The 22,156-nt window shown below is 62.1% G+C and carries 18 protein-coding genes; 15 read left to right on the top strand and 3 right to left on the bottom strand.

Annotation, left to right across the window (positions count from 1 at the left end; genetic code table 11):
* The first annotated feature begins 6 nt into the window (after positions 1-6).
* The 4 genes from BM175_RS14775 (at position 7) to BM175_RS14765 (ending at position 4,748) form a co-directional block, all read left to right on the top strand.
* A complete protein-coding gene (locus BM175_RS14775) occupies positions 7-1,002 on the top strand; it encodes an OmpA family protein (RefSeq protein ID WP_090964328.1) in 996 nt (331 codons plus the stop codon).
* Positions 1,003-1,662: 660 nt separating this feature from the next.
* A complete protein-coding gene (locus BM175_RS14770; RefSeq protein WP_090964326.1) occupies positions 1,663-2,046 on the top strand; it encodes a hypothetical protein in 384 nt (127 codons plus the stop codon).
* Between the two features lie 11 nt (positions 2,047-2,057).
* On the top strand, positions 2,058-2,459 hold the full coding sequence (locus BM175_RS22430; protein WP_139224645.1) for a hypothetical protein: 402 nt from the start codon (positions 2,058-2,060) through the stop codon (positions 2,457-2,459).
* Positions 2,460-2,726: 267 nt separating this feature from the next.
* The gene (locus tag BM175_RS14765) at positions 2,727-4,748 is read left to right on the top strand and encodes a hypothetical protein (protein WP_090964324.1); all 2,022 of its coding nucleotides are present in this window, start codon (positions 2,727-2,729) and stop codon (positions 4,746-4,748) included.
* A gap of 240 nt (positions 4,749-4,988) precedes the next feature.
* On the opposite strand, the gene BM175_RS14760 is transcribed toward BM175_RS14765, so the two are convergent.
* Positions 4,989-6,086: a type II TA system antitoxin MqsA family protein gene (locus tag BM175_RS14760; protein WP_090964322.1), complete on the bottom strand. Its 1,098-nt coding sequence runs from the start codon at positions 6,084-6,086 to the stop codon at positions 4,989-4,991.
* Positions 6,079-6,423, bottom strand: coding sequence for a hypothetical protein (locus BM175_RS22425; RefSeq protein WP_139224644.1), 345 nt, complete (start codon positions 6,421-6,423; stop codon positions 6,079-6,081). The genes BM175_RS14760 and BM175_RS22425 overlap by 8 nt, the downstream gene beginning before the upstream one ends.
* 353 nt (positions 6,424-6,776) lie before the next feature.
* Between BM175_RS22425 and BM175_RS14755 the strand changes: the two genes are divergently transcribed.
* The 4 genes from BM175_RS14755 to BM175_RS14745 all read left to right on the top strand — a co-directional run bounded on the left by BM175_RS14755 (position 6,777) and on the right by BM175_RS14745 (position 11,130).
* On the top strand, positions 6,777-8,723 hold the full coding sequence (locus tag BM175_RS14755; protein WP_175526869.1) for a tetratricopeptide repeat protein: 1,947 nt from the start codon (positions 6,777-6,779) through the stop codon (positions 8,721-8,723).
* Between the two features lie 105 nt (positions 8,724-8,828).
* Positions 8,829-8,975: a hypothetical protein gene (locus BM175_RS22760; RefSeq protein ID WP_175526868.1), complete on the top strand. Its 147-nt coding sequence runs from the start codon at positions 8,829-8,831 to the stop codon at positions 8,973-8,975.
* A gap of 89 nt (positions 8,976-9,064) precedes the next feature.
* Complete coding sequence (locus tag BM175_RS14750) at positions 9,065-10,261, top strand: YcaO-like family protein (RefSeq protein WP_425285279.1); 1,197 nt, start codon at positions 9,065-9,067, stop codon at positions 10,259-10,261.
* Entirely contained in the window at positions 10,258-11,130 is an 873-nt protein-coding gene (locus BM175_RS14745) for a TfuA-like protein (RefSeq protein WP_090964318.1), read from the top strand. Before BM175_RS14750 ends, BM175_RS14745 begins: the two co-directional genes overlap by 4 nt.
* A 236-nt stretch (positions 11,131-11,366) precedes the next feature.
* Here the strand turns inward: BM175_RS14745 and BM175_RS23355 are convergent, their stop codons facing one another.
* Entirely contained in the window at positions 11,367-11,639 is a 273-nt protein-coding gene (locus BM175_RS23355; RefSeq protein ID WP_090964316.1) for an integrase core domain-containing protein, read from the bottom strand.
* A 408-nt stretch (positions 11,640-12,047) separates the two neighbouring features.
* Here BM175_RS23355 and BM175_RS14735 point away from each other — a divergent pair, with 408 nt between their 5' ends.
* The 7 genes from BM175_RS14735 to BM175_RS14705 all read left to right on the top strand — a co-directional run bounded on the left by BM175_RS14735 (position 12,048) and on the right by BM175_RS14705 (position 21,962).
* A complete protein-coding gene (locus BM175_RS14735; RefSeq protein ID WP_090964314.1) occupies positions 12,048-13,508 on the top strand; it encodes an alpha/beta hydrolase in 1,461 nt (486 codons plus the stop codon).
* Positions 13,509-13,700: 192 nt separating this feature from the next.
* The gene (locus BM175_RS14730) at positions 13,701-14,993 is read left to right on the top strand and encodes a GTPase-associated system all-helical protein GASH (RefSeq protein WP_090964312.1); all 1,293 of its coding nucleotides are present in this window, start codon (positions 13,701-13,703) and stop codon (positions 14,991-14,993) included.
* A 161-nt stretch (positions 14,994-15,154) separates the two neighbouring features.
* Positions 15,155-15,949, top strand: coding sequence for a TRAFAC clade GTPase domain-containing protein (locus BM175_RS14725; RefSeq protein ID WP_139224643.1), 795 nt, complete (start codon positions 15,155-15,157; stop codon positions 15,947-15,949).
* Complete coding sequence (locus BM175_RS14720) at positions 15,946-16,773, top strand: TRAFAC clade GTPase domain-containing protein (RefSeq protein ID WP_090964308.1); 828 nt, start codon at positions 15,946-15,948, stop codon at positions 16,771-16,773. Before BM175_RS14725 ends, BM175_RS14720 begins: the two co-directional genes overlap by 4 nt.
* Positions 16,770-19,247 (top strand): GAP1-N1 domain-containing protein, encoded by a 2,478-nt coding sequence (locus BM175_RS14715; protein WP_244546020.1) that lies wholly within the window; start codon positions 16,770-16,772, stop codon positions 19,245-19,247. Before BM175_RS14720 ends, BM175_RS14715 begins: the two co-directional genes overlap by 4 nt.
* Positions 19,244-20,290: a caspase family protein gene (locus BM175_RS14710; RefSeq protein ID WP_090964304.1), complete on the top strand. Its 1,047-nt coding sequence runs from the start codon at positions 19,244-19,246 to the stop codon at positions 20,288-20,290. The genes BM175_RS14715 and BM175_RS14710 overlap by 4 nt, the downstream gene beginning before the upstream one ends.
* A 604-nt stretch (positions 20,291-20,894) precedes the next feature.
* Complete coding sequence (locus BM175_RS14705; RefSeq protein ID WP_090964302.1) at positions 20,895-21,962, top strand: spore photoproduct lyase family protein; 1,068 nt, start codon at positions 20,895-20,897, stop codon at positions 21,960-21,962.
* The last annotated feature ends 194 nt before the right edge of the window (positions 21,963-22,156 follow it).

Here is a 22,156-nt window from a genome sequence, read left to right as displayed (position 1 = left end):
CTGACGATGGCGGAGATCATGCTACTCCTCGTCTTCTGCCTCCTGATCGCCGCTGCGGTCATCTTCAAAGAAGACCGCAGGGTCCGCGACGAACTACGAACGCAGCTCACCCAGCGGGACGCCGAACTCGCGGACGCCCGCGACGACGCGCGGCGGCAGACGGCGGAGGCTGTGCGTTTGAAGCGGCTGGTCGTCGAAAGCGGGAGGTCCCCTGCCGAGCGACGGCAGCTCGACGAGGAATGGCAGCGCCTCGTGGCGTCCGACGAGGTCGTCAGCCGCATGCGCGAGGCCGGGCTGTCCCCGGAGCGGCTGGTCACGTCGGCGGCCGACGTCGCCACCGTGCAGCCCCTCTTGGAACGGGGCGTGACGGGAGAGGAAATCGCGCAAGCCGTGACGGCCTCGCAGGCGCTGGCCGACGCGGTTTCGGCGCAGGGAAGCGTAAGCACGCTATCGCCGGCCGAACTCGTGCGCCTTGCAGGCCTCGGGCAGGCTGCCGAGCGGTCGGGCAAGGGCGAGCATGACTGGCCTCCCATCATCAACTTGAGCGAGGCGGCCGGCTACAGCTTCGCGGTCGGGAGTGCCGACCTCACGCCGGAGTTCGCCGAACGCCTCAGATCAAAGATCGCGGAAGAGGTCGTCAAGATCATGGGTCGGTACGACGCGGGCGTCGTCGAGGTGATCGGCCATACCGACGAGCAAGCGATGGGAAAGCGGGAATCCAACCTCGACCGGGACCTCATTCCGGTTCTGTCGGGAAAGACCGACATCGGTACGCTCTCCCCTGCTGACAATGCCGGGTTGGGCATGGCCCGGGCCGTTTCGGTCGCCAGACTGTTTCGCACCGACCCCCGGTTTTCGAATGTCACGGTGATCCCGCTGTCCGGCGGACAGATGGTCCTGCCCGGCGATGCCGTCAGCGACGGGTCGTCAGCACGCGATGCCCGTGAGCGTCGGCGCATCGAGATCCGCGTTCGCCGACCCGAGCAGCCGACCCAGCCTTGATGCAACGTCACAGGTAGGGCCTTCGGGATTCTTAACCGATCCGCCTGCGTCGTCCTCAATCCACAGCACTTGTTCTCTCTGCCTTCCGAAGCGAACGGCGCCTGACTTCGGATTGAACGCACGCGCGGTTTGGGTCCGGGCGTTCCGACGGGGAACTTTTGGAAAAGGTCGCGCTTGCCGCGGCCGTACCTTTAGCGATTGAAGAGCTTCAGACGATCGACGTGGCCCTTCGTCTCGTCGTTCGATCAAGACATGCACGATTGACGCCCTTGTGACGCCCCGGTGGGAATGGTCCGCACAATCATGGCCACCGTTGCTGGGAAAGTTTGATGCGAACGTTTGACGGCTGAAGTCGACGCTACTCTAAGCCTGGCGGGCTTCGTGCATCTCGGGTCATCCAGACTCGCCGCAAGGCTGCACACACTCGTGCAGATCGCCCCGCAAAGCTGGACCGGCGGGCATGAATGCGGTCGATGGCTTTCCCGATGCGCAGCTGCGGCTGCAGCTGCGCATCGGAATGACGGCTACCGTTCGATGGTCGGCGCCGTACGCGAGATCTCCCAAAAGGATCACCCACCACGCGCCGCTTCCCGCCCGATCGGCGAGATCAAAAACTTCCCTTGACTTTTTGGGCAAAAAGTCAAAATCTAAAGGCATGACATGGAAGACGAATTCGACGTCATTGACGCATTTGGTGGTGAGGCCCTCGGTGATCGCTTCGCAATCTACATTCCGAACAAGGACCGGCACGGTGAACCTGTCGACCAAAAGACTTGGGTTGCCGAGGCTCTGTATCTTCTATCCGACATTGGCGGCGGGGCGACCGCAATGCCACCCGTCACAGGAGCCTGGGTGAACCCTCAGACAGGGCAACTCATTCTTGAAGAGCCAGTAGTTGTCTATTCGTACGTAGACCCGGACAAATTCGTTGCCGAGATTGATAAAGTGATCGATTTCGTAAGGCGCTTGGGACGGGAGACAAACCAAGGCTCAGTCGGAATGGAGTCGCTCGGTACATTCTTCACGGTGTCAAATTTCGATTAGGCGAGAAAGAGATGAAGCTGAAAGCGGAAAAAGCGGTCGGGCGAAGGGTTCTGAAGGCTGACAAGCTTCCGAGCAAAGTAAGCGTCGAAGACGTAGCCCTCGCATTCGGTGCGGTTCAAGGGCGTGCCGTCGGAGATGACGACAGTCCGTTCTCTTTATGGCAGGTCGCGAAAGAGATGGAGCGAAGGTTAGTATCTACTGGAGGGCGGCCCAGCCTTCCAGGAGCGAGCGCTCAGTTAAAGGTGAACTTGCTCGACGAAGATGTCGAAATTTTGTCAAGCATTTCTGATTCGATTGGCGTCGAGAAGTATAAGCCTTCAAAATCGCAAATCATTACAATTCTCGTGCATATGGCGCTGTCACAGTTTTCGAAGGATGACATCAGGAGATCGTTCGCTAGCACGATCAAGTGAGTGGCGTTCCCGCGATCGTATGCAAAGACAGACTTGCGCCTCAATAAAATCCGTAGGAGCGGAGTCGGCTGGCGAACAGGACGAGTAACTGTCTAAAGCCAGTGTTGGCGAGTCGCGGAGCCTATTTCGGCTTGAGCTTCTGGGATGCTGTCTTAAAATAGCTGTGTTCTCATAACGGTTCGAAAGTCTTCCTCCGGCTGAGAACTTGGCAGGGGATGTTTTTCGCCTTTGCCGTGCTTCCATTTTGCGAAAGCCGATAATCCAATCATGAGCACCGAGACTTCCCGTTTCCGCCAGATTGTCAAAAAGCTGAAGCCGCCAAGTTCTGCCGCGTTCGAGGCATCAGATTGGCAGGAGGCATTCACGGCTGGTCCCGTCACGGATGAAGATAGTCGATTGTACGATGCTGCGATCTGGCTGGGCCAGGAAGGAGCAGCCGCCAGCAGCTTGCAACATCCGGAAATCGCTAAGCTTTCGCCCGAATGGGGTGCTGTTTTGGCGGTCGCTGCCCTGAACCGGGAGTTTCGGACTGCTTCAGAGCTAGGCAGGAAGACTCTCTCCGAAGCCATAAAGAGCGGCGTCCGTTCGCTGGACGCGACCGCGAACCAACGTATTCGTGGCTTGGCCAACCAAAACTTCACGGTTGCCGACATCGCGGAAGTGGGCGTGGACCTTACGGAGAACTGGTTATACGACGCGGCGCAATCCACGGGCGCGGAAGGCGAGAACATCGCCGATCTGGCGCCGATGGCGGTTGCTGCCACGATGTTCTACAGCTTTCGAAAAAGCCTCAATACCCTTTGGAACAGAGCTTGGATCGAAGGATGGCATCTTCGTGACGAGCAGGCCCGCGGCATTTGCTGGATCCCACGTGATTTCGACCGCGAGCGATTGGTTTATGCGTGGAGAGTGCGCCAAGAGGCGAACTTCATGAATTATCCGAGCATCGATCGCGCCGCTTGGATGCGCATTGATCCCGAGCGACGCCGAACGCTGGCAAGGACGTTTTCAGTCACGGAGATCGAAGGGTACGGCAAGAAGCTCAAGTTGAAGGTTCGGGCCATTTCGTACCGTTCGAAGCACATGCCTTCGTACATGTACGACAAGGGGATGCTGGAGGGCAGTTATGTGGCTGACTTTATCAAGACACCTATGCCGCTGCACAGCGATTTGAACGTTGGCTTGCTGCAAGAAGCGTGGCACGTGATCTTAGACATAGCCCGACTACTCTCTAAGAGGGTAGCGTTGCCCACGTCGCTGAGCCCGACGCAGGCGAGGCGGCTCGCCCTTGCTGTGGAAGCATCAACGCTGGTGGAGGCGATCAGCTCCTCACTCAGGATCGACAGAGTTACCGCCGAGCGTGTGGTGGCATTCCTGACGTTCTCGTTCCAGACTGGTGGAACACGGAAGGCAAAAGGCAACAAAGGGCTTTGGGCAGCGCCGCTGGTCGCTGTCCCGGAGACGGATGAGCTGCTGCTGGCTTTGCCTGCTCTGGTGACGAGCAATCCAGTTAGACGAGCGGAGGCTTGGCTGGAGAAAGGCGGCATCTCCGATAATGCTTCCACTGCTCGCGGAGACCGTTACGAGGTCCTGTTTCGGGACCGGATCCGAAAGGCGCTCGAGAGCAACAAAGCTTTTGCAAATCCGCGACATGCGCCGGATGGTATCGCGAAATCCAACCGGTTCGATGAGCAAGTCGACCTCGTCCTGTCGTTCGGGGGGCTGTGCCTCGTCTGCGAGGTCAAGTTTTTCCTGATGCCTGCGGATCCTCATGAGCGCGAGCGGTTCGACAAAAAGCTTCTCGATGCCGCTTCTCAAGCAAGTCGGAAGGCAGGCAAGCTCGAGCGACGTCGGGATGTGCTTGCCGATGCGCTTGGGATAGTCGAAGCCGATGCCGCTGAGCTGGATGTCATGCCGCTCGTGGTGACGAACCAAGGATACGGCTTCTCAGAGCGTGTTGATGGTGTCCTCGTCGTCGAAGCGGAATTTTTGCGAACCTATTTGAGTGGGGGGAGTCTCAGCATCGGGATGGTATCGGACTCGATGGGCCGCAGCGTGACGCAATCGACCACACTTTACCGGACCGAACGTGAAGCTGCCAAAAATTTCGATGAACGGATGTCGTCGCCTTATACGCTAAGACGGTTCTTGAACAGGATCACCTGGACCGTGAGCGAGTTGCCCACTCTCGTCAGCGGGGCCACCCGTATCGCGACTCCGCAGACCGAGGATCTACAAGGCATCGAACGACTGCAAAGCGAGATTCTAATCTCCCAACTGTCGAGATAGCCGGCGTTGTACGCCCGTAGGTGGTTGAGCGCAAATACCCACCACAAACGGCCGAATGTTCGAATTCGGACGTATGCGGTGGGGCAAAGGTCTGTTCAAGTGGTTGGCGCAGGACGCCCGGCGAGCGGGGTACTGCTTGGAGTACGATCGCTTGTAGCAGTAGTTTGATCAGAGCGGTCGCTTTGCCGCGGATCCGAGCTGCGTATGCCTTCGCGGCGCAACCAAAACGTCAATGCAGGTTCAGTTTTGCCGTGGTCTCACTTTGGTAAGACCGAGGCCGAAAAGGCGCCATCCCATACTTTCGTGGGAGACTTTGAACCGTCTCGCCAACTCCGCGGCGTCATTGGTCTCGGCGAATGCCTCTCGCAGCGAATTCTCCGGCATGAGGAGTTCGGCAGCCATCGCGTTGGCTTCCCTCTCGATCGGATCTTGCCCATCGAGGTTCCGATTGAGTACTGGCTCGGTTATGCCATTGCCAATCCGATCGCGATGCATAACGTAATGCGCGACCTCATGCGCGATCGTGAACCGCTGACGGTGAGGGTGCTCGCGCCCGTTTACGGAAATGAGGAAGCCGGCGGCTCCCGTCGGGCGTGTCTCTCGCGTGATGCTTCCCGACGAGCCCATCGTCATTCGCGTGTCGCGGGCGATCGAAATGCCCAAATCCCTCGCCAATCCCTCGACGTCGACGGGCACCCTTTCTTTGTGGCGGGCGATTGTCGCATCAATATCAACATAAGCTTTGCGGACGTCGAAGAGCCTCTTCCGGACTTCCGAACCCCTTCCGAGCACAGAAGACACAATGACTTCGACTGGCTGCCTTTCGGGCGCTGGAGACGCACGGAATGCATCGCTGTGGGTTCGAACCTCGCGTTCGCACGCCTCTTCGATCACTCCCAAGGCTGTTTCGTTGCTCACGCCCTTTTCTTCCATGAGCTGAAGCAGATACCTAGGATCCTCGGCGATGCGCCGGATCACCTTATCCGACTGAGGAGAAGGCACGACACGTCCGCGCTCCCATCGAACCCAAGTTTTGGGTCCGGTGCCGATAAGCGCTTCCATCTCTTCCTGTTGCAGGCCATAGCGGGTCCTGATCTCCTTCAGATCGGCTACCGACAGCAAGCCATCTTCTTCCCGGATGCGTTCGCCAATCGCCTCCAAGTGCTGATCAGCCATCTTGCCCGGATGGCTGATGGACCCGCAGGCGCCGCAGCGCATGTGGCGGTCGGCGGGAAGCACTACTGTCCTACCCCGGACGTTCGCCGTGACCTCCGAAACCTCTTCCGTGACGTTCTCGCTGCCACACTCAAGGCAGAAGATGGCTCGAGAATCAGTCATTGCTGAATTCCTTGAAGGATGTAATCACGAGAAGTCCTTGATAGACCGCAAATTTCAGGAATATATTCGTCCTGCACGGTGCAACGTACGCTTGATAATAATAAGATAGCGTATCCGGCGGGTATTTTTCCGTCGGCTTGGACTTGATGAACGCGCAATCTCTTCGGGCAATATGTGCGCTAAATTCAGAAAGCCAATCGCAGACATCATCGGAATCCAACCCGAAACCGTAGATGTCATCAAGAGGCTTCACCCTTACGTCAATAAGCCGCTCCTTCGCGAGGCGCTCCACCTCCAGAGGGTCGAACCCAACCGCCCCAAGATTGTGATCACTCATGTAGCACCGTGATACCTAATATTCAACGTGGCAAGTCAGAAATTTCTGAAACTGCCGCTGGCCACTCCAACGGCTGGCTGTCCGGGTCGCGGAGCGTTCCCAACCGTGCGGTGGAGGAACGCAGCGTTCACTGCGGCACCCGGCGAAAGATCGCCGTTACCGAGGCGATCGGGGAAAGGCGGTCAGGGACCATACTGCGGTCTATCGCTTCACTGGCGTCACAGAGGCGTCACACCGTAATTTTCAGCGAGGTAAGCATCTGGTAAGCGGAAGCGACCGGGAGGGACCCGTGACCAAAGCGGTCCGCCGGCAGACTTCAAACAGCTCGTTTGAAAGACATGTGGAAAGCACGCATGCTGGAGTTCGTCCGGGGACCTATCCCTCCTTGCGGTACCCTCGAACTGCTCGGTCGGCCGCAAGCGCGGATCCACATGACCGGTCTTGCCATCCCTCAGAAGGGATACTGCCTGCTGGCGTTGCTGCTGCTTTCACCAGGAAGGACGGTCGAGCGGCGAGATGTCAAATCACTACTCTGGGGCGATGTGCCTTCCAGCCGTCAATCCGCCAACCTCCGGCAATTGCTGTTGAGGATGTCGAAGCTGACCGAACTATCCGACTGTTTGGTTGCCGGCGGCGAAACCCTTCGTCTTGCTGGGACGCGCTGGCGTGTGGACGTCCAAGACCTGTTGGGGACGGCGGCAGTGGAACTCACGTCCGACTTGCCGGCCTGGCTTACGTCTGGCGAGCTGCTGGAGGGAGTGGATGCGCAAAGTCCCGCCTTCGAGGAATGGCTGCAGTCGGCTCGGAGGACGGTCTCACTCAAGCGCGCCGCCCTCCTGTCGGGGCTCCTCTCTGATGGCGGGCGGGCGGTAGAGCCAGCCATGCGGGTCAGGCTTGCGGAAGCGTTGACGGCGATCGACCCAACGGAAGGTTTCGGCCATCGGGCACTGATGGAAGCCCACGCCGACGCGGGATCGGCGTATCTGGCGCGACGCGCTTGGCATGAATGCCGGGTCGTAATGAGGGAGGAGGCCAACTCGTCACCGGATGCCGCGACGCACGCCGTCGCCACGCGACTTGGTCTCGGGAGCCCCACACGGGCTTCCCGTGGGTCGGTACCCATCAATTTGCGCGGGGGCGCGGGAGTGCCCCGTGTCATTATGATGCCACCGACGGGACTCGACGACGAGCCGCTTTACGAAAGGCTGGGCAAGGCGTTGATCGAGGACGTCACGGTCGGCCTCAGCCAGTACAGGTCTTTTCGGATCATCGCGGCCCATACGAGTTTTGAGCTCGCCCGGATCGGAAAGGAGTCGGTGGTGTCCCCTGATACGCAGTTCGACTACGAGGTGACGATCTCGGTTCGAGGCGGATCGGGTGAGCTCGGTGCGTCCTGTCGCTTGACGCGGGTGGCTGACCGGGAAGTGATCTGGGCGATCCGGGCACCCATCGATACCACCGACCTAAAGAAGTCGCTCGACATCGTCGTGCGCAAGACGGTCTCGACACTGGCGGACGCCATGGACAGGGCCGAATCCATGACGCCCGTGGACGACAACGATTCGACGGGCTACCGACTGTATCTCGAGGGTCGCCGGGCCATCGGGGGTACCCGCCTCGAATCCTTACGGCAGGCCCGGCGATGGTTCAAGGCGGCGGTGCGCAGGTGTGACGGCTTCTCCTCGGCGTTCGCCGGACTGTCGCGGACCTATTCGATGGAATGGCTGGTCCGGGGAATGACGGAAAGCCAGCTGCTCGACGAATCCTTGGCCATGGCCAACCGTGCCCGGCATTGCGATCCCAATAGTGGGCGAGCGCTGAGGGAACTCGGCTTTGTGTCCCTGTACCGCAAGCGCCATGCCGAAAGTCTCGAGCACTTCTCGGAAGCCAGGTCCCTGATGCCGAACGACGGCGATCTCCTCGCGGACTATGCCGACGCGCTGCTGCATGACGGGCAGGCGGACGAAGCTCTTGTAGCGCTGGCCGAGGCGAGGCGCGTGAACCCGTTGCCGCCCGACTACTACCGCTGGATCGAGGCGAGCATCCATTACCAGTTGGAGGATTACGTAGGGGCTATCCACGCGCTCGAACCCGTCTCCGAGGTCGCCGCTACGTCCCGACTGATGGCCGCCAGCTGTGCGATGGCAGGGCGCAACCTCGACGCCCGCCGCTTTGCGGCGGTCGTACGGGAGAACTATCCAAGCTTTCGGGTTGAGCAAGTCTGGCAGATTGTCCCCGATCGAAGACCCGACGATACGCGTAAGCTCATGGAGGGCCTGCTTTTGGCGGGCCTTGACTAGGGCCGACGCTTCGTAGCCGTCACGGGCTGATCTTGGCCGTTGACGCCCGTGTGACGGCCTTCGATCGAAACATTCCCCTTCTCGCTGCCGTGAAAGGGAATGCACATGAAGGCGAATGCGACGATCAAGGTGGCACCTGCCGCTTGCCCAGTCCACCTTTCCGCCGAGGCCCGGGAGGCTATCGGCTCCTGTTCGGTCATCCCGCGCGACAACGGCATGGGCTCCGTCGTCCACGCCATGAAGTTCCGCTAAGGACCAACATAGTGACGTTGGGTTCCGGATGCTTTCCCACAGATCACATCAGGCTGCTCGAGGCCGACCTCGTCGGGACCGATCGCTTGATGGGGGTCTACGGCGACCGCGTCCGGAGGCCCTGCGAAACCCTCGCGAAGCTCCGTCCGCTGTTTCCCGATTTGGGTATCACAAGGTTGGGGTTGCTAACCGGACTGGACGTCATCGGCATACCAGTGGCGTTTGCGACCAGACCCAACAGCTTCACGCTATCCGTTTTCCAGGGCAAGGGATTGGACGTTGACGCCTCGATGGTGTCCGCGGCCATGGAAGCGTTCGAGACGCGCATAGCCGAACTTCCGCCAGCAGGACTGCGCGTCGGTTCGGTAAGGGGAATGCGGGCACAGGGCAGGCGGACGATACGCTTGGATAGGACCGCGCGATGCGTCCCTTGGGCGTTCGGAGAGGACGCGGCGATCCCTTGGTGCTCGGGGCTGGATCTCATGGGGGGCGTCGAGATCGCGGTCCCTTGGTGGCTGGTGGGCGTCGACCATCGCGATCCTCGCCCTCCCGGTTTCGAGCAGTCCAGTGATGGACTTTCATCGGGGAATTGCCACGCCGAGGCTGTCTTGCACGGCTTGTGCGAGTTGATCGAAAGGGACGCTTGGACGCTGATGCGGCTTTGGCCGGCCTCGCGATTGGCCCAAGCCCGCATCGATCCGGCACAATTCCGCGATCCGGTCATGCAGACGCTCGTCGCCCGCATCGAACGTGCCGGCGTGGAACTGATCCTTTTGGATATCACCTCCGACATCGGCGTTCCTTCATACAGCGCGGTCATCGTCCCCCAGCTGACGAAAGGCGGCCCCGAACACTCGCTGTCCGAGGTCTGTGGCGGTTCCGGCTGCCACCCTATCGCATCCCGAGCGGCGATACGCGCCGTCGTCGAGGCTGCGCAGTCGCGGTTGACCGCCATCGCGGGAAGCCGAGACGATTTTTCCGCCGCCCTCTACGAGAGCGGCAGCTTGAACGGCGATACCGTCGTCGCGAACCTACGCCACGCAGGGATGAGCAGCGAACCACGGCCCAGCGGGGACCAGGACGCATCGTTGCAGGACCAGATCGCGTCTGTGCTGAACCGTCTTTCGGCAGCCGGGATCGAGGAGGCAATAGCTGTCCCGATGGGCGATCCCTGTTTGGGCCTCTCTGTGGTCAGGATGGTGGTGCCCGGCTTGGAGGTCGACATTGGCGGTGAGAACGTCCAGCTAGGCTTGCGAGCTGCCAGGATGATGCGAGCCGCGGCATGAAGTTCATGTTCGTCGGCCCCAGCCTCCACGGCCAACGCGAGCATCTTGCCACGCGCCACCCCGACTTCGTGCTGAGGCATCCGGCCGTACGCGGCAATGTCGCAACGGCGGTCATCGAGGGAGCCACGGCGATAGCGATCGTCGACGGGTGCTTCGGGGCTATGCAGTCTGTCTGGCATAAGGAGATCCTGTTCGCGCTCGAAAAGGGGGTCGCCGTCGGCGGCGGAGCAAGCATGGGCGCGCTTCGGGCCGTTGAGTGTGACGCGTTCGGGATGCATGGGGTCGGAGAGATCTACGACGACTACAAAACAGGCCGCCTGAATGACGACGAGGAGGTTTGCTTGGCGCATGGGCCCGCCGAGATCGATTGGCTTCCCCTCAGCGTTCCATGGGTCAACTTCGCCGCCACTGTCGTCGGAGCGACTGTCAGGGGAGAGGTGACCTCGGACGAGCGCGATCTCGTGATGATCGCCGGCCGCCACCTGCACTACACGGAACGAACCTTTGGTCGCGCCCTTCAGATGGTGGAGGGCATGAGGGAAAGGCGGCGCACGATCGTCTTGGAGAGGCTGCTCGCAAACGTTCGGGACCGCAAACGGGAAGACGCCTGGAAGGTCGTGGACTGGTTGTCCACGGCTCGCAATTCGGCCCAGGTGCCTTGGACCCTGTCGAGAACTTCGCATTGGATGTCGCTGGAGCGGGATCTTGAACGCGTCCTCGGCTTTCGACCGACGGGCTTCTCCGACACGAGACAACCGAATGCGGCCGTGCCCACAGGTGGAGCGACCAACGTCACACGATCCGCGTCATCTCGGCCGGGAACGGAGCCGCTGGCCGAAGCATCAGTCCACTCCGTTTGGGATGGCTGAGAAGGGCAACCCGTTCAGCCTTGTCTGCTGCTGCGTCGAGGGAGGATGGCGAAGTCGGTTCTATGGTCCATCACCCCACCAGGCATGCATGCGTGTTTCGATCCAGCCGCAAGCGGACCGGCGGCGGCTGATCGAAAAGGGCAAAGTCGACGGAAACATCGCGTCGCGCAGCGGAATATTTTTCCGATCGCGACCTACCGAAATCCAGCCTGCCCATTCGCTTAGGGTTCAGGCGCTCATCGCAATGGGCGTCCACTGAGTACAGGTAACGACGTCGGGCAGCCCTGGTGGTAAGAATGGAAGGATCTGAGCGATGCGGGAAACTTCGTTCCAGACGACCGGAAGAGGTTGGTTCTGACCCGGAGTTTGGCCCAGGCGTCTTGAGAGCTCTCGGGCTCTTCTGAGTTGATCCGCGACCTCGGCGGGATCGAGCTTCCCAAGCTCGTGTGCGGACGGTGGTGGTTGTAGTCATCCCGCCATGCACCGATCCGGAACCGGGCATCGGCCATAGATAGGAACTAGGAGGCGTTGAGGCATTCGCTCCGCAGGCGGGCGTTAAGGGCTTTCATGGAGGCATTGTCCATAGGCTTTCCCAGTCTCGAGAAATCCAGTCTCCAGCGCTGGTTGGCGGCCGTCCTCTGTCGTTGGGCGGACTCTATCCATCCGTGGCGGAAATTCGGAGAGGCACGTCAGCGGGTCTCGCATCCTAAGCCATTCCGGGAACGTGCCGGACCGCTCGCCGTCGCCGTGAGTCGTCCAACAGTCACCGATCGGTTTTCCCGGTCGAACGTTACCAATGCCCGACGCTCAGTCTTTGACGTCCCGGCGGTGCGTCGAAGAGAAGCTGTGCCGCCGGCGGTGTTCGTTGACGGTCGATCGACGCCGGCTATCATCCTAACAACGAAAGGGGTCAGTGAATGGACGAGGCTCTGCTTTGGCGTCGCCTGCTGATAAACAATCTTGTCGAGTCTGCTTACCGTTACGGACTCCTTTCGGGATCCTTGCGTGGCTTCGTCGCTCCGGTGTTCAGGGCCCTTTCAGAAGAGCGCTCGCAATTGGCCGGCGAGATTCTTTCGGATCACCCGGACGAGGCCCTAAGGGAGCAACTCGGACGTGCCGATCTCGACACCACCGGGTACTCGGTCGTGGAGGAAGAAGCGAGGGTCGCCGCCGAGCGGGGGATGGCCTTCGCGGCGGAGTTCGCGATCGAAAGGGAGGAGGATTTGCTCGACCTGGTCGGCGATCCCGCTGATCTCGGTCTTTCGGAGCCGCTCCGCCTCCGGCTGACGGAAAGCCTGCGCCGCGGGATCCAGCGGCTCCGTACGGCCGTCGCGCGAACCCGCGCCCGGGACGATCTGATCAATTTCTCCAGGAAGTCGTCCGATACGACTGCCGGGGGAGAGCGCGTCTACGAGGTATGGTTCGGCACCAACCGCGCCCCGATCGTCGAGAACGGCGCGGTGCTCGGCTTCTCAGGCGAAACCAGCACAACGACGACAGTGGGCAGATGCGGTGTGACGATCCCTCGTACCCACAGGATCGGGGAGGGCCAGCCGCCGTGGTGGCGCCGCATCGTGTTCGGGGAGCGCCCTCTCTCCTTGGCTTCGGTCGTCGCCATGGACATCGAGGGCTTCTGGAAGGACATCCGGGCTCGACTGGTCGAAGGAAGCATCCAACCCTCCGACGCGATCGTGTTCCTGCACGGATACAATGTGTCCTTCGAAGATGCGGCGGTCCGTTGTGCCCAGATCGGGGCCGACCTCAATCTGCCGGGGGTAATGGCCTTCTTCAGCTGGCCGTCACGGGGACGCGTTCATGCGTATTCGGCAGACGAGGCGTCTATCGAGGCGAGCGAGAAGCAGATCACCGAATTTCTGGAGGCGTTCGCGTCGCGCTCCGGGGCGCGCAGGGTCCACTTCATAGCCCACAGCATGGGCAACCGGGGCCTCATCAGGGCTATGGACCGGATTGCAACCAATGCCGCGAGACTGTCCGGCAAGTCCTTCGGCCAGATCATCCTCGCCGCGCCCGACGTCGACCGCCGCACCTTCGCCATGCTGTCCAGGGCCTACCCCTCGCTCGCGGCTCGGACGACGCTTTACGTCTCCTCCAAGGATCTGGCGGTCCGGTCGTCTCGCTTCGTGCATGCCGCAGCCAGGGTAGGTTTCGAGCCGCCGCTTACGATCGAGCCCGGAATCGACACCGTAAGCGTCAGCAAGGTCGACCTGTCGTATCTGGGGCACGGATACGTCGCAGGCTGTCGCCCCGTTCTCATGGACATCCACCAGCTGATCGTCTCGGAACTGGAACCCGGCCGTCGGGCGGGATTGCGGCGCCTCAAGGCAACCGATGGTGAATATTGGGAACTTGCCGCTTGACGGCCCGCGCCCCAGGCGTTCCGATGCGTTGCGGTCATCGCGGCAGGTCGGTCGGCTCGGTCCACCCGAAGAACTGAAACCAAACCCATTAACTGGCGCCACCGGGCAGACGACGCCATCCACGGATGCGTCGTCGGGCCGCGTGATCCACGGCGTTAAGCAAATCATGCGAGGCATGCACGAGTGAATGTATTGCAGAGCTTCCTCAACGCCCGGCTGTTCGACGTGTCGGCCGACGACGCACGGCTCGAACGCCTTCGGGAGGCCGCTACGGACCTGAGCGGAACACTTAAGTCCTCGCCGGAACGGGTCGCATCCTTCACGATGGTCGGAATCGACCGGGAGGTTGGCCCGGACGAGCCGATCGTCAGGGAAGCGGTTGCGATACTTGGGAAGCGCTGGAAGAGCTATGCCGGCGCATTCTCCGACGAGCAGCTTCCTACTGTCGCCCGTGCGATCATCCTGCAAGCCCTCGCTGACGTCGTCGGCAACGACGGGTCGGCGGCTGCAATCTCCGCAACGAGCCGGAACCTGTTGCCCCATCTGGGAAGCCGGACCGACAAGGCCGTGTGGATCGAACTCGTCTCGGCCGCCGAAAGTCGTCTCGAAGAACGGGCGACGAGGGAGTGGGGGCTGCCGTCCGAGGGGTTGACGGCCCCGCGGTTCCAGGTACCCGAACATCAACCGATCGCGGTCCCAATCGTGAACCGAGATTTCCTCAAAGGAAAGATGGCCGCCGCGGTTGGACCCAACGACGAGGAGGGCAGCGCGCTGAAGGGCGCCAACCCGTACTGGCCGAACTCGGGGCAATCATGGTCCCATGCATTCACTCCCATCGCGGTGGATGGGATAGCTGACGTGATCGACGCAGTCGTGGCTAGGTTCGCTAAAACGCTCGATACCGTTCAAACTTCGAGTTCGATTGGCACGGCGCTCCAGGACTTCGCACAAGGACTCGCGCATTCGACCCAGGCCACCGTTCATGTCCTCGAACGCCGATCCCGGCTACTCTGGTGGAAGGAGGCACTATTCTCGCCGTCGAGCGGGCTATCCTACCGGGAGTTGAATCCGGCGATCGCGGCTGCATTGGCGTCAGTCGATGCCTCCGCACTGACGGGAGCATTCGCTCCTCGCATGGCCGAGCACTTCGTCACGGAGGCGGTGCGACGCATCGATCCTGACGCAATGACTACGTCGCTTTCGCTCGTCGAGATGGCGGCTGCGGTACAAGCGGACGCCAGTCCTGCCGGAGAGGCGTGCAGGGGGGCAATGGCGCCCATGCACGCCTCTCCGGGACGCACCACGCTGGCCTCTTTGATCGCGGGTGAAGTTCGGATCGACGCAGGCGTTCTGGCAGTGCGCACGGGGCTGGAGGCGGACACGTCCATGACGCCCATTGGGTTCGCCCTGTGGCTGTTTCGGGAGCAGCAGGCCGCCGCCGCGACGCCCAGAGTTGCCAAACGCGTGAAGTCCCTTCGACGATGAAAACTTGCTCCGACCCGAAATGCAACGCGCCCGGGGTGAGCTGCCGCATGGGCGAGCTCGAGCTCGAGGAGTGCCCGAATTGGAGGGACGCGGGCGCGCCCAAGGCCCGTAGCCCAGCCCCAAGGGAGGACGAAACCCGCCTGCCGTGGTCGGGAGCCGCGTTGGGAACGACCGATCTTCCATTTCTGGCTTCGCGCGGCGAGCCGAAACTGGTTGCGTTGGTCGGACCGCACAACGCCGGAAAGACGACCATCCTCGGTTCATGGTATCAGCTGGTCGGCAGATCGGGGCGGGCAGGCGAGGCGCTCTTCGCGGGCAGCTACTCGCTCGAAGGCTGGGAAGCCGTCGCTCACGCGTTGCGCTGGAACGGGGGCGCGCCCGGGTTCCCGCCACACACTTCTTCCGGCGCCGGACGCCGGCCGGGCCTTCTTCACCTGGCGTTCCGCGAAGCCGATCGGATGCCCGTCGACTACCTGTTCGCGGACGCGCCTGGCGAGTGGTTTCACCGGTGGGCGGTCGACGAGAACGCACCGGATGCGGAGGGGGCGCGCTGGCTGGCCGATCGCGCCTCGGCGTTCGTGGTCGTAGCCGACTGCGAAGCGTTGGCGGGCCGGTCTCGTGGGGAAGCTCGCAACGATCTTGTCCAACTCATTCGGCGACTGGGTTCAGTAAGACGCGGCAGGCCGGTCGCACTTGTCTGGGCGAAGGCGGACGTGGAGGTGTCTGCGGGGATACGGGATGCGATCTGGGGAGCGATGAGGCTTGCCGCGCCGGAGGCCGCACGATTCAGGACGAGCGTCAGCGACTTCAGCATCGGCGACATACGACATGACGCAGCCGAGTCGATGCTCGACTTGCTCGGCTGGAGCTTCGAGCGGACCGCCCGCGGGTTCGACATCCCCCGCTCGGGTGTCAGCTGCGATGATCCGTTTTTCCTGGTGGGAGCACGGACATGACGAGATCCGTGCTGCTTCTCGGTGAATCGGACGTGGGCAAGAGTCACTTCGGCGCCCAGTTGCTCGGTCGCCTGAACCAAGAGGCCGGAGCGTTGCGCATGGTCGGGGCAGCCCCGACGCTTCAGCCGTTCGAGGCGGTGGTCGCGAGCCTGAACCGCGGGTTGTCGGCGCCCCACACCTCGCGCGACCTGTATGTCGAAAGCTGTTGGCCGGTCGGCGATCGGGACGGCAACCGAATGGATCTCGTCTGGCCGGACTATGGAGGCGAGCAACTCTCGACCATCAAGACCGATCGCCGTCTTCCGCGTGCCTGGACCGAACGTGTGAACTCCGCATCCGGTTGGATCGTGATGATAAGGATCGGCAACGCCCAGTTGAGCGACGACGTCTTCAGCCGACCGCTCGGACCCGCCAGCGGCGACGTCGCGGGCGAAAGGACGTTCTCCATCTCGCAGCAAGCCGGCATCGTCGACCTTTTGCAATGGTTGATGTTCGTAAGGCGGACAGGCTCTCTGGCTAGGGTTGCCGAGCCCATACTGCTGTTGCTGCTCTCGTGTTGGGACGAGTTACCCCCGGCTCAGATCGCGTCCGCACCTCGCCAGGTTCTGCTCTCGCGTCTGCCGATGGTATCCGCTTTCGTCGAAGCCAACTGGTTGCCCGGCTCGTTGCACGTCATGGGCCTGTCCGCGCTCGGCAGGCCGTTGAGCGACCAAGTGGCGGACGAGGATTACATCGATCGCGGGCCGGAGAGTTTCGGCTATGTCGTCTTGGAGGACGGTTGCCAGGACCCGGACCTGACGCTCGCCGTCCGAGCCTTTACGTGACTTTGCCCCCGATCATTGGCCACGCCATCTTTGGCGAGCGCAATCGCGGACACGACCTGCTGGGTGCAAGCCCAGCGGCTGTCGGAGCTCGGAGACTGGCCGCGAAGATGGACCTGCGAGGGTCTCCGCCGCCTTATGCCGAATGGACGCCATATCTCAGCGGCTTTGCTGATGGCGAACATTACGTGCTTTCGAGAACAGCGCAGGATCCTGATGCCCCTCGCCATATGGTGTTCTCCCGCGCATTCCTGATCCCGCTAGAACTCGCGTCGCAGCAGGAGAACATCACGGGGCTCCTTGCGTTGCTCGAGTCCCTTGGACGGTCCAAAGACGAGCCGACCGACCTCGTATGGCCGGAGGGTACCACACCTTCGGCCCATCTCGGGCTTTCGCAGGCGCTCCTGAAGGATTCCGACGGTCCGGTGGTCTGGCCCGGCCAGGACGGCTTCGGCGACGCCATTGCGGGGATCTGGCGCAATCTTTGGCCGGCTGCCCGCGCGCAGCTCTCCTTCCGGCTCGCATTCTCACCACAGGACGTGCTTTCCGATCCACCGGACATCGCTTGCACTCCCGCGAAATTGCTTGGTCGGTGGTCGGGCTACCGAATAGCTCGCGACGGTGACGATCCCGAGAACAGGCTGGCCCTCGACATCTTGATGGGGGCGCACGGCGCCGGGTCCATTCGTCCGCTGGTGGGAAGCTTGGCTGCCGGCGGAGCTTCCCTCCGATCGACGGCCGTATTGGCGGAAGTCGCAGTCGCTGCAAGTTCCGGAACCGAACTGACAGACCTGATAGATGCCATGCGCATGGCTGCCAGCCTTGCGGCTGATCCGAAGGTCGGTGCCGACGTCAAACAAGCCTTGGTGACGCGTGCCGCAACGGCCTTCATGGCAGCGGGCTGTCAGGAGGCGAGGATGGCCCGCAACCTAGACTTGGCGGCCTTTGCTGATCCTGCCCCGTTCTGGTCCGGGCTGTCCTCCTGGGCAGCGGACGGGATCTGGAAAGAGCGCGACGGTTCCATGACGGCCCTTACGATCGCCGATGCGGTGTCGTCGGCCACCAACGCACCGGTTGCTTCCTGGCGAAAGGCCGTAGCGGACGGGCTGAAGGCGGCGTGGTCCGATCCCGGCAGCGAGGTGGTTTCTGCCACTTGGCGCGCGCTCGCGGAACGGCCGGGCCTGCTCGCGGACCTCATGTCCGTCTCGCGCCCCGCGAAACTGGACGTGACCCTGTCATCGCGACCGCCTGTCCGATTGGAGATGGACAGGGCGGAGCTTCTTCTCACCTCTGCCGTGAGGGCGAAGATGCCACAGCTGCACGCATCGGTATGTGCGATCGCGTTCACCCCGGACGATGCCATGGATCGGCATCTGGCGGACGGAGAATACAACGTCGAATCCCTGCGGCTCTCGGCCTCCAAGGCCACGCCACAGCAAATCCTGTCCGCCGCTCTGCGCCACGACAACGAGACCCTGACGGGAATGGGCGCGAAGGAGGCGGCTGCACAACCTGCCCTTCTGAAATCCCTGGATCCCGGCGACCCAAGGTGGCTGTCATTGTGGAGCCTCGTGCTTCAGGCCAATCAGGAAGCCTGGCAGGGACCGGCGCACCCCCGACGGGTGATGGATCGTCTGCTGACGGAGCTGTCGCAAGGCGGTGATGCGCACGGGTTGATCGACTTGCTGGCCACCACTCCGTTGGCCGACGTCCTGTGGTTCCCACGGCGAGCGGAGTTGTGGAGACATCTGCCCGGTACTGCGAGAGCAGACTACCTCGCCGCCACTGCCGACGCTTGGGTGGCGGCAGTCGGAAACGGCGACGACAGCGGAATGTTGGAGGAAGAGCTTGCGGCCGCAGTCGCGACGCCCGGCCGGATCGAACCCTTGCTCGAGCATGCCCTGTCCCGGCCCGAAATCGGCTGTACGGCATTCCGAGCCCTTCCGCGGTTGCGCGAAGGAGAGTTCCGGAACTGGTTCGGTCGGCTAGTCGATCGGGGTGGGCAGGTCGACCGCGAGAGCGCGAACGGGCTTGGGCGACTGGTGGCTTCACGTGGCTGGAGAAGCGCCGCCGTCGATATCGCCGACGCTGTCCACGACCGAAGCAGAGACGACCTGCGTCCGGCCCTTTCCTACATCAAGGACCTGCTTGGGTTCCTGACGAGGTGGCGCCTGAACATACTGGGCGAGTCGCCCGGCGTCTCGGACAAATGGCGCATCCTCGAGGAGGTCGCGTTCGAGCTTTACGGCTATGGCCCCGGAGCCGACAGCCTCTGGACCCGTGCCGGGGGCAAAGAAGCGGACATCCCGAAAGCCGACACCGGCCGAGAGGCTTGGAGGATCGTGATCTCCGCTGCCGAGCGGGGCAGGGGAGCCATCGACGTCGATCGCTTGATCGAGGTGATGTCGTGGGACAATCCCCATAACTGGGCGCTCAACAGGATGAAGTCGGACCCCATGTTCAGGACCAAGAAATGAGCGGCACCCACGGGGGGCGTGCCCTGATCGTCGGCATCTCACGCTACGAGAGCGTTCGGTCCCTGCCCACGGCCGTCCGAGCAGATGCCGAGGACTTGGCGGCACTGCTCGTCGATCCAGAACGCGGCGCCTTCGAGCCGGCGAACGTCAGGCTGCTGGTCGACGAAGCCGCGACCACCGATGCGATGCAACGGGAGTTGATCGCATCCAGCTCGGCGCCGGCCAAAGACCCTTTCCTATTCTTCTTCTCGGGACACGGTCATCGTGACGTTACGACGATCGGAAGTCGCAGCTGGCTTCTCACCTACGAGAGCACGATGTCCGACCTCGACGCTTCCGCGTTCGACGCGACGGACCTGTCGGACCTGCTTGGCGCCATCCCTTCTCTACGACAGGTCGTCCTGCTGGACGCCTGCCACGCCGCGGCCGTTGCGGCCGGCAAAGGCGACGCACATGCCCCGACGGGCATCGGTGGAATGCCCCATGATCTCAACCGGGGAGCTGGACGGGCATTGTTGTCCTCCTGCCGGGCGGAAGAAGTGTCCGTGGTCCTGCCAGGAGCGCGGAACAGCCTGTTCACCACCGCCCTCCTCGACGCCTTGCGAGGTCGCGCGCATGACAGGTCGGACGGTTTCGTGCGCCTGCTTGATGTCTTCCATCATGTCGCCGAAGAGGTGCCGCGGCACGCTGATCAACATCCCGTTCTCAGTACAGAAAACATCGACGGCAACTTTCCTATCGCGCGAAGAGCGAAGTCGACCCAAGTCGGGAATGCAGCGCAGCGCGGCGAGCGCGAGAAGGTTCTTGCAACCCTTTATCCGCTCGGGCCTACGCAGGATGAAATCTGGTCGCGCTCGGGAGGGGATCTGTCCCGTCTGAACGTCACGGGGAACGGTCTGTCACAATGGCATTCGGCCTTGCGTCGGATTGATGGTGGAGGAGACCTCCGGCTAATCACGTTGCTTCGCACTGTGGCCGACGACCATCCCGACAACGATGCGATCAAAAACATGATCGCCGATGCCATGCAAAAACTGCCATAGGTCGATGAGCGCTCGGAATTACGGCATCGAGCAACGTTACAGGATGCGTCAGACGAGGACTAATTGGTTCTCCAAGTCGCGCAAGGCTTGTTCCGCTTGGTTCGTGTTTGTCTCTTGGCCGATCTGGTAGCGAAAGTCCGTCAATCCCGCACGTACGTCGCGTGCATGGGGCAACAAGCGCTGGGGCGGGATAAAACGTGTCCAAGAGTAGCAACCGCACCGATCACCCCCTCTAACCTTCGGATGTTGCCGAATGCCCGGCCGATGACTGTTTGCCAAAGCGTTTCGATTAACGATGCGGACAGCATTGGTTCGTCGGACGGAATCTGATCGATCGGTGACCAAGCGCGAGCGCCACCGAACGTGCTCGGTACAGAACCAGAACGTCGCCAAGTCGCGCTTGCCAGTCTGTATCAAGGGCACGACACGCAGCTTGATCCCGCCAGGCAGCGCTCCTTGGGCCGTCTCCGCACTCCGCGGAACTTTTAATTGCTACGCGCGTGCGACGTAAGCGCTGCCCTGACCCTCAACCAACGCAGATGAAGTTGGGTCCATGAGCCGCAATCGCATGGCAGGGTGCGGGAGCATGGCCCACATAGTAAGGATGCCCAATCCTTCCGCGCTCCTCGACCCGAAGCTCATCTACCTCGAGCCTTCCGTCCTCGGCTACGAGCGCGGCCGCGAGATCCTCGCGCGGTTTCCCGACGCCGAGCGCGTCGAGGTGAAAAGCCACACCAGGATCCCCCAACTGTACGGCGACAGCGCCTCGGCCGAGGACTGGCTGCGCCTGAAGCGCGAGGTCCTCGTCCTTGGGGTCAAGAAGGGTCTCCAGATGCGTCCGAATGGCCGGAGTGCCGACTTCATCGCGCCGTCGTCGTCCAACGGCTGCGCCATGGCGTGCTCCTACTGCTACGTTCCGAGGCGCAAGGGTTACGCGAACCCGATCAGCTTGTTCGTGAACGTCGAACAGGTGGCGGCGGCGATCCGCAAGCACGCGGAGGCGACCGGACCAAAGGCGGAGCCGAACCAGGTCGATCCGCACGCATGGGTCTACGACCTCGGGGAGAACGGCGACCTCTCCGTCGACGCACTGGTGTCGGACAACGTGCGCGACCTCGTCACCGCCTTCCGGGGGATACCGCACTCGAAGGGGTCGTTCGCCACGAAGTTCGTGAACCGCGATCTCCTCGACTACGACCCGCAGGGACGGACGCGGGTGCGCTTCTCGCTGATGCCTGCCGAGATGGCGAAGGTCGTTGACGTGCGGACCTCTCCGATGGGCGAGCGCATCCGCGCGATCAACGACTTCGTGGAGGCCGGCTACGAGGTCCACGTCAACTTCTCGCCCGTTGTGGTCCACGAGGGCTGGCAGGTCGAATGGCGGCGCCTATTCCGGGAGATCGACGACGTGCTGACGCCCGCGGCGAAGGCCCAGATCAAGTGCGAGGTTATTATGCTGACCCACAACGAGCGGCTGCACGATCTGAACATGTCGTGGCATCCGAAAGCGGAGAACTTTCTCTGGCGGCCCGACCTGCAAGAGGACAAGGTCAGCCAGAACGGCATGACGAACGTCCGCTACAGGCACGGCTGGAAGCGCCAGTGGCTCGACCAGCTCCTCGGCTGGATCGGCGAGGCCATGCCCTACTGCGGGGTGCGATACGCGTTCTGATGTCCGGACCCGCGCGCGTTCGCGCGCGCTGCACGATGACAACTTCAGCGCCATCAGCCTATTTCCGAGTGGCGGCCTCGTATGGCTGAGTTGCCCGTCGGCCAAACTAGCGGCGTCCCCTGCACGTTGCCCACGTGTCGAACTGCCCAGATCGTCCATCGTCGTGCCCCTGGTGACTTGCACGACGGCGGCCG

It is taken from the genome of Aureimonas phyllosphaerae (genome assembly GCF_900113065.1).
Classification (GTDB): Bacteria; Pseudomonadota; Alphaproteobacteria; order Rhizobiales; family Rhizobiaceae; genus Aureimonas; species Aureimonas phyllosphaerae.
The sequence above is the reverse complement of the archived record's forward strand: the minus strand, read 5'-3'. Positions and strand labels throughout refer to the sequence as shown.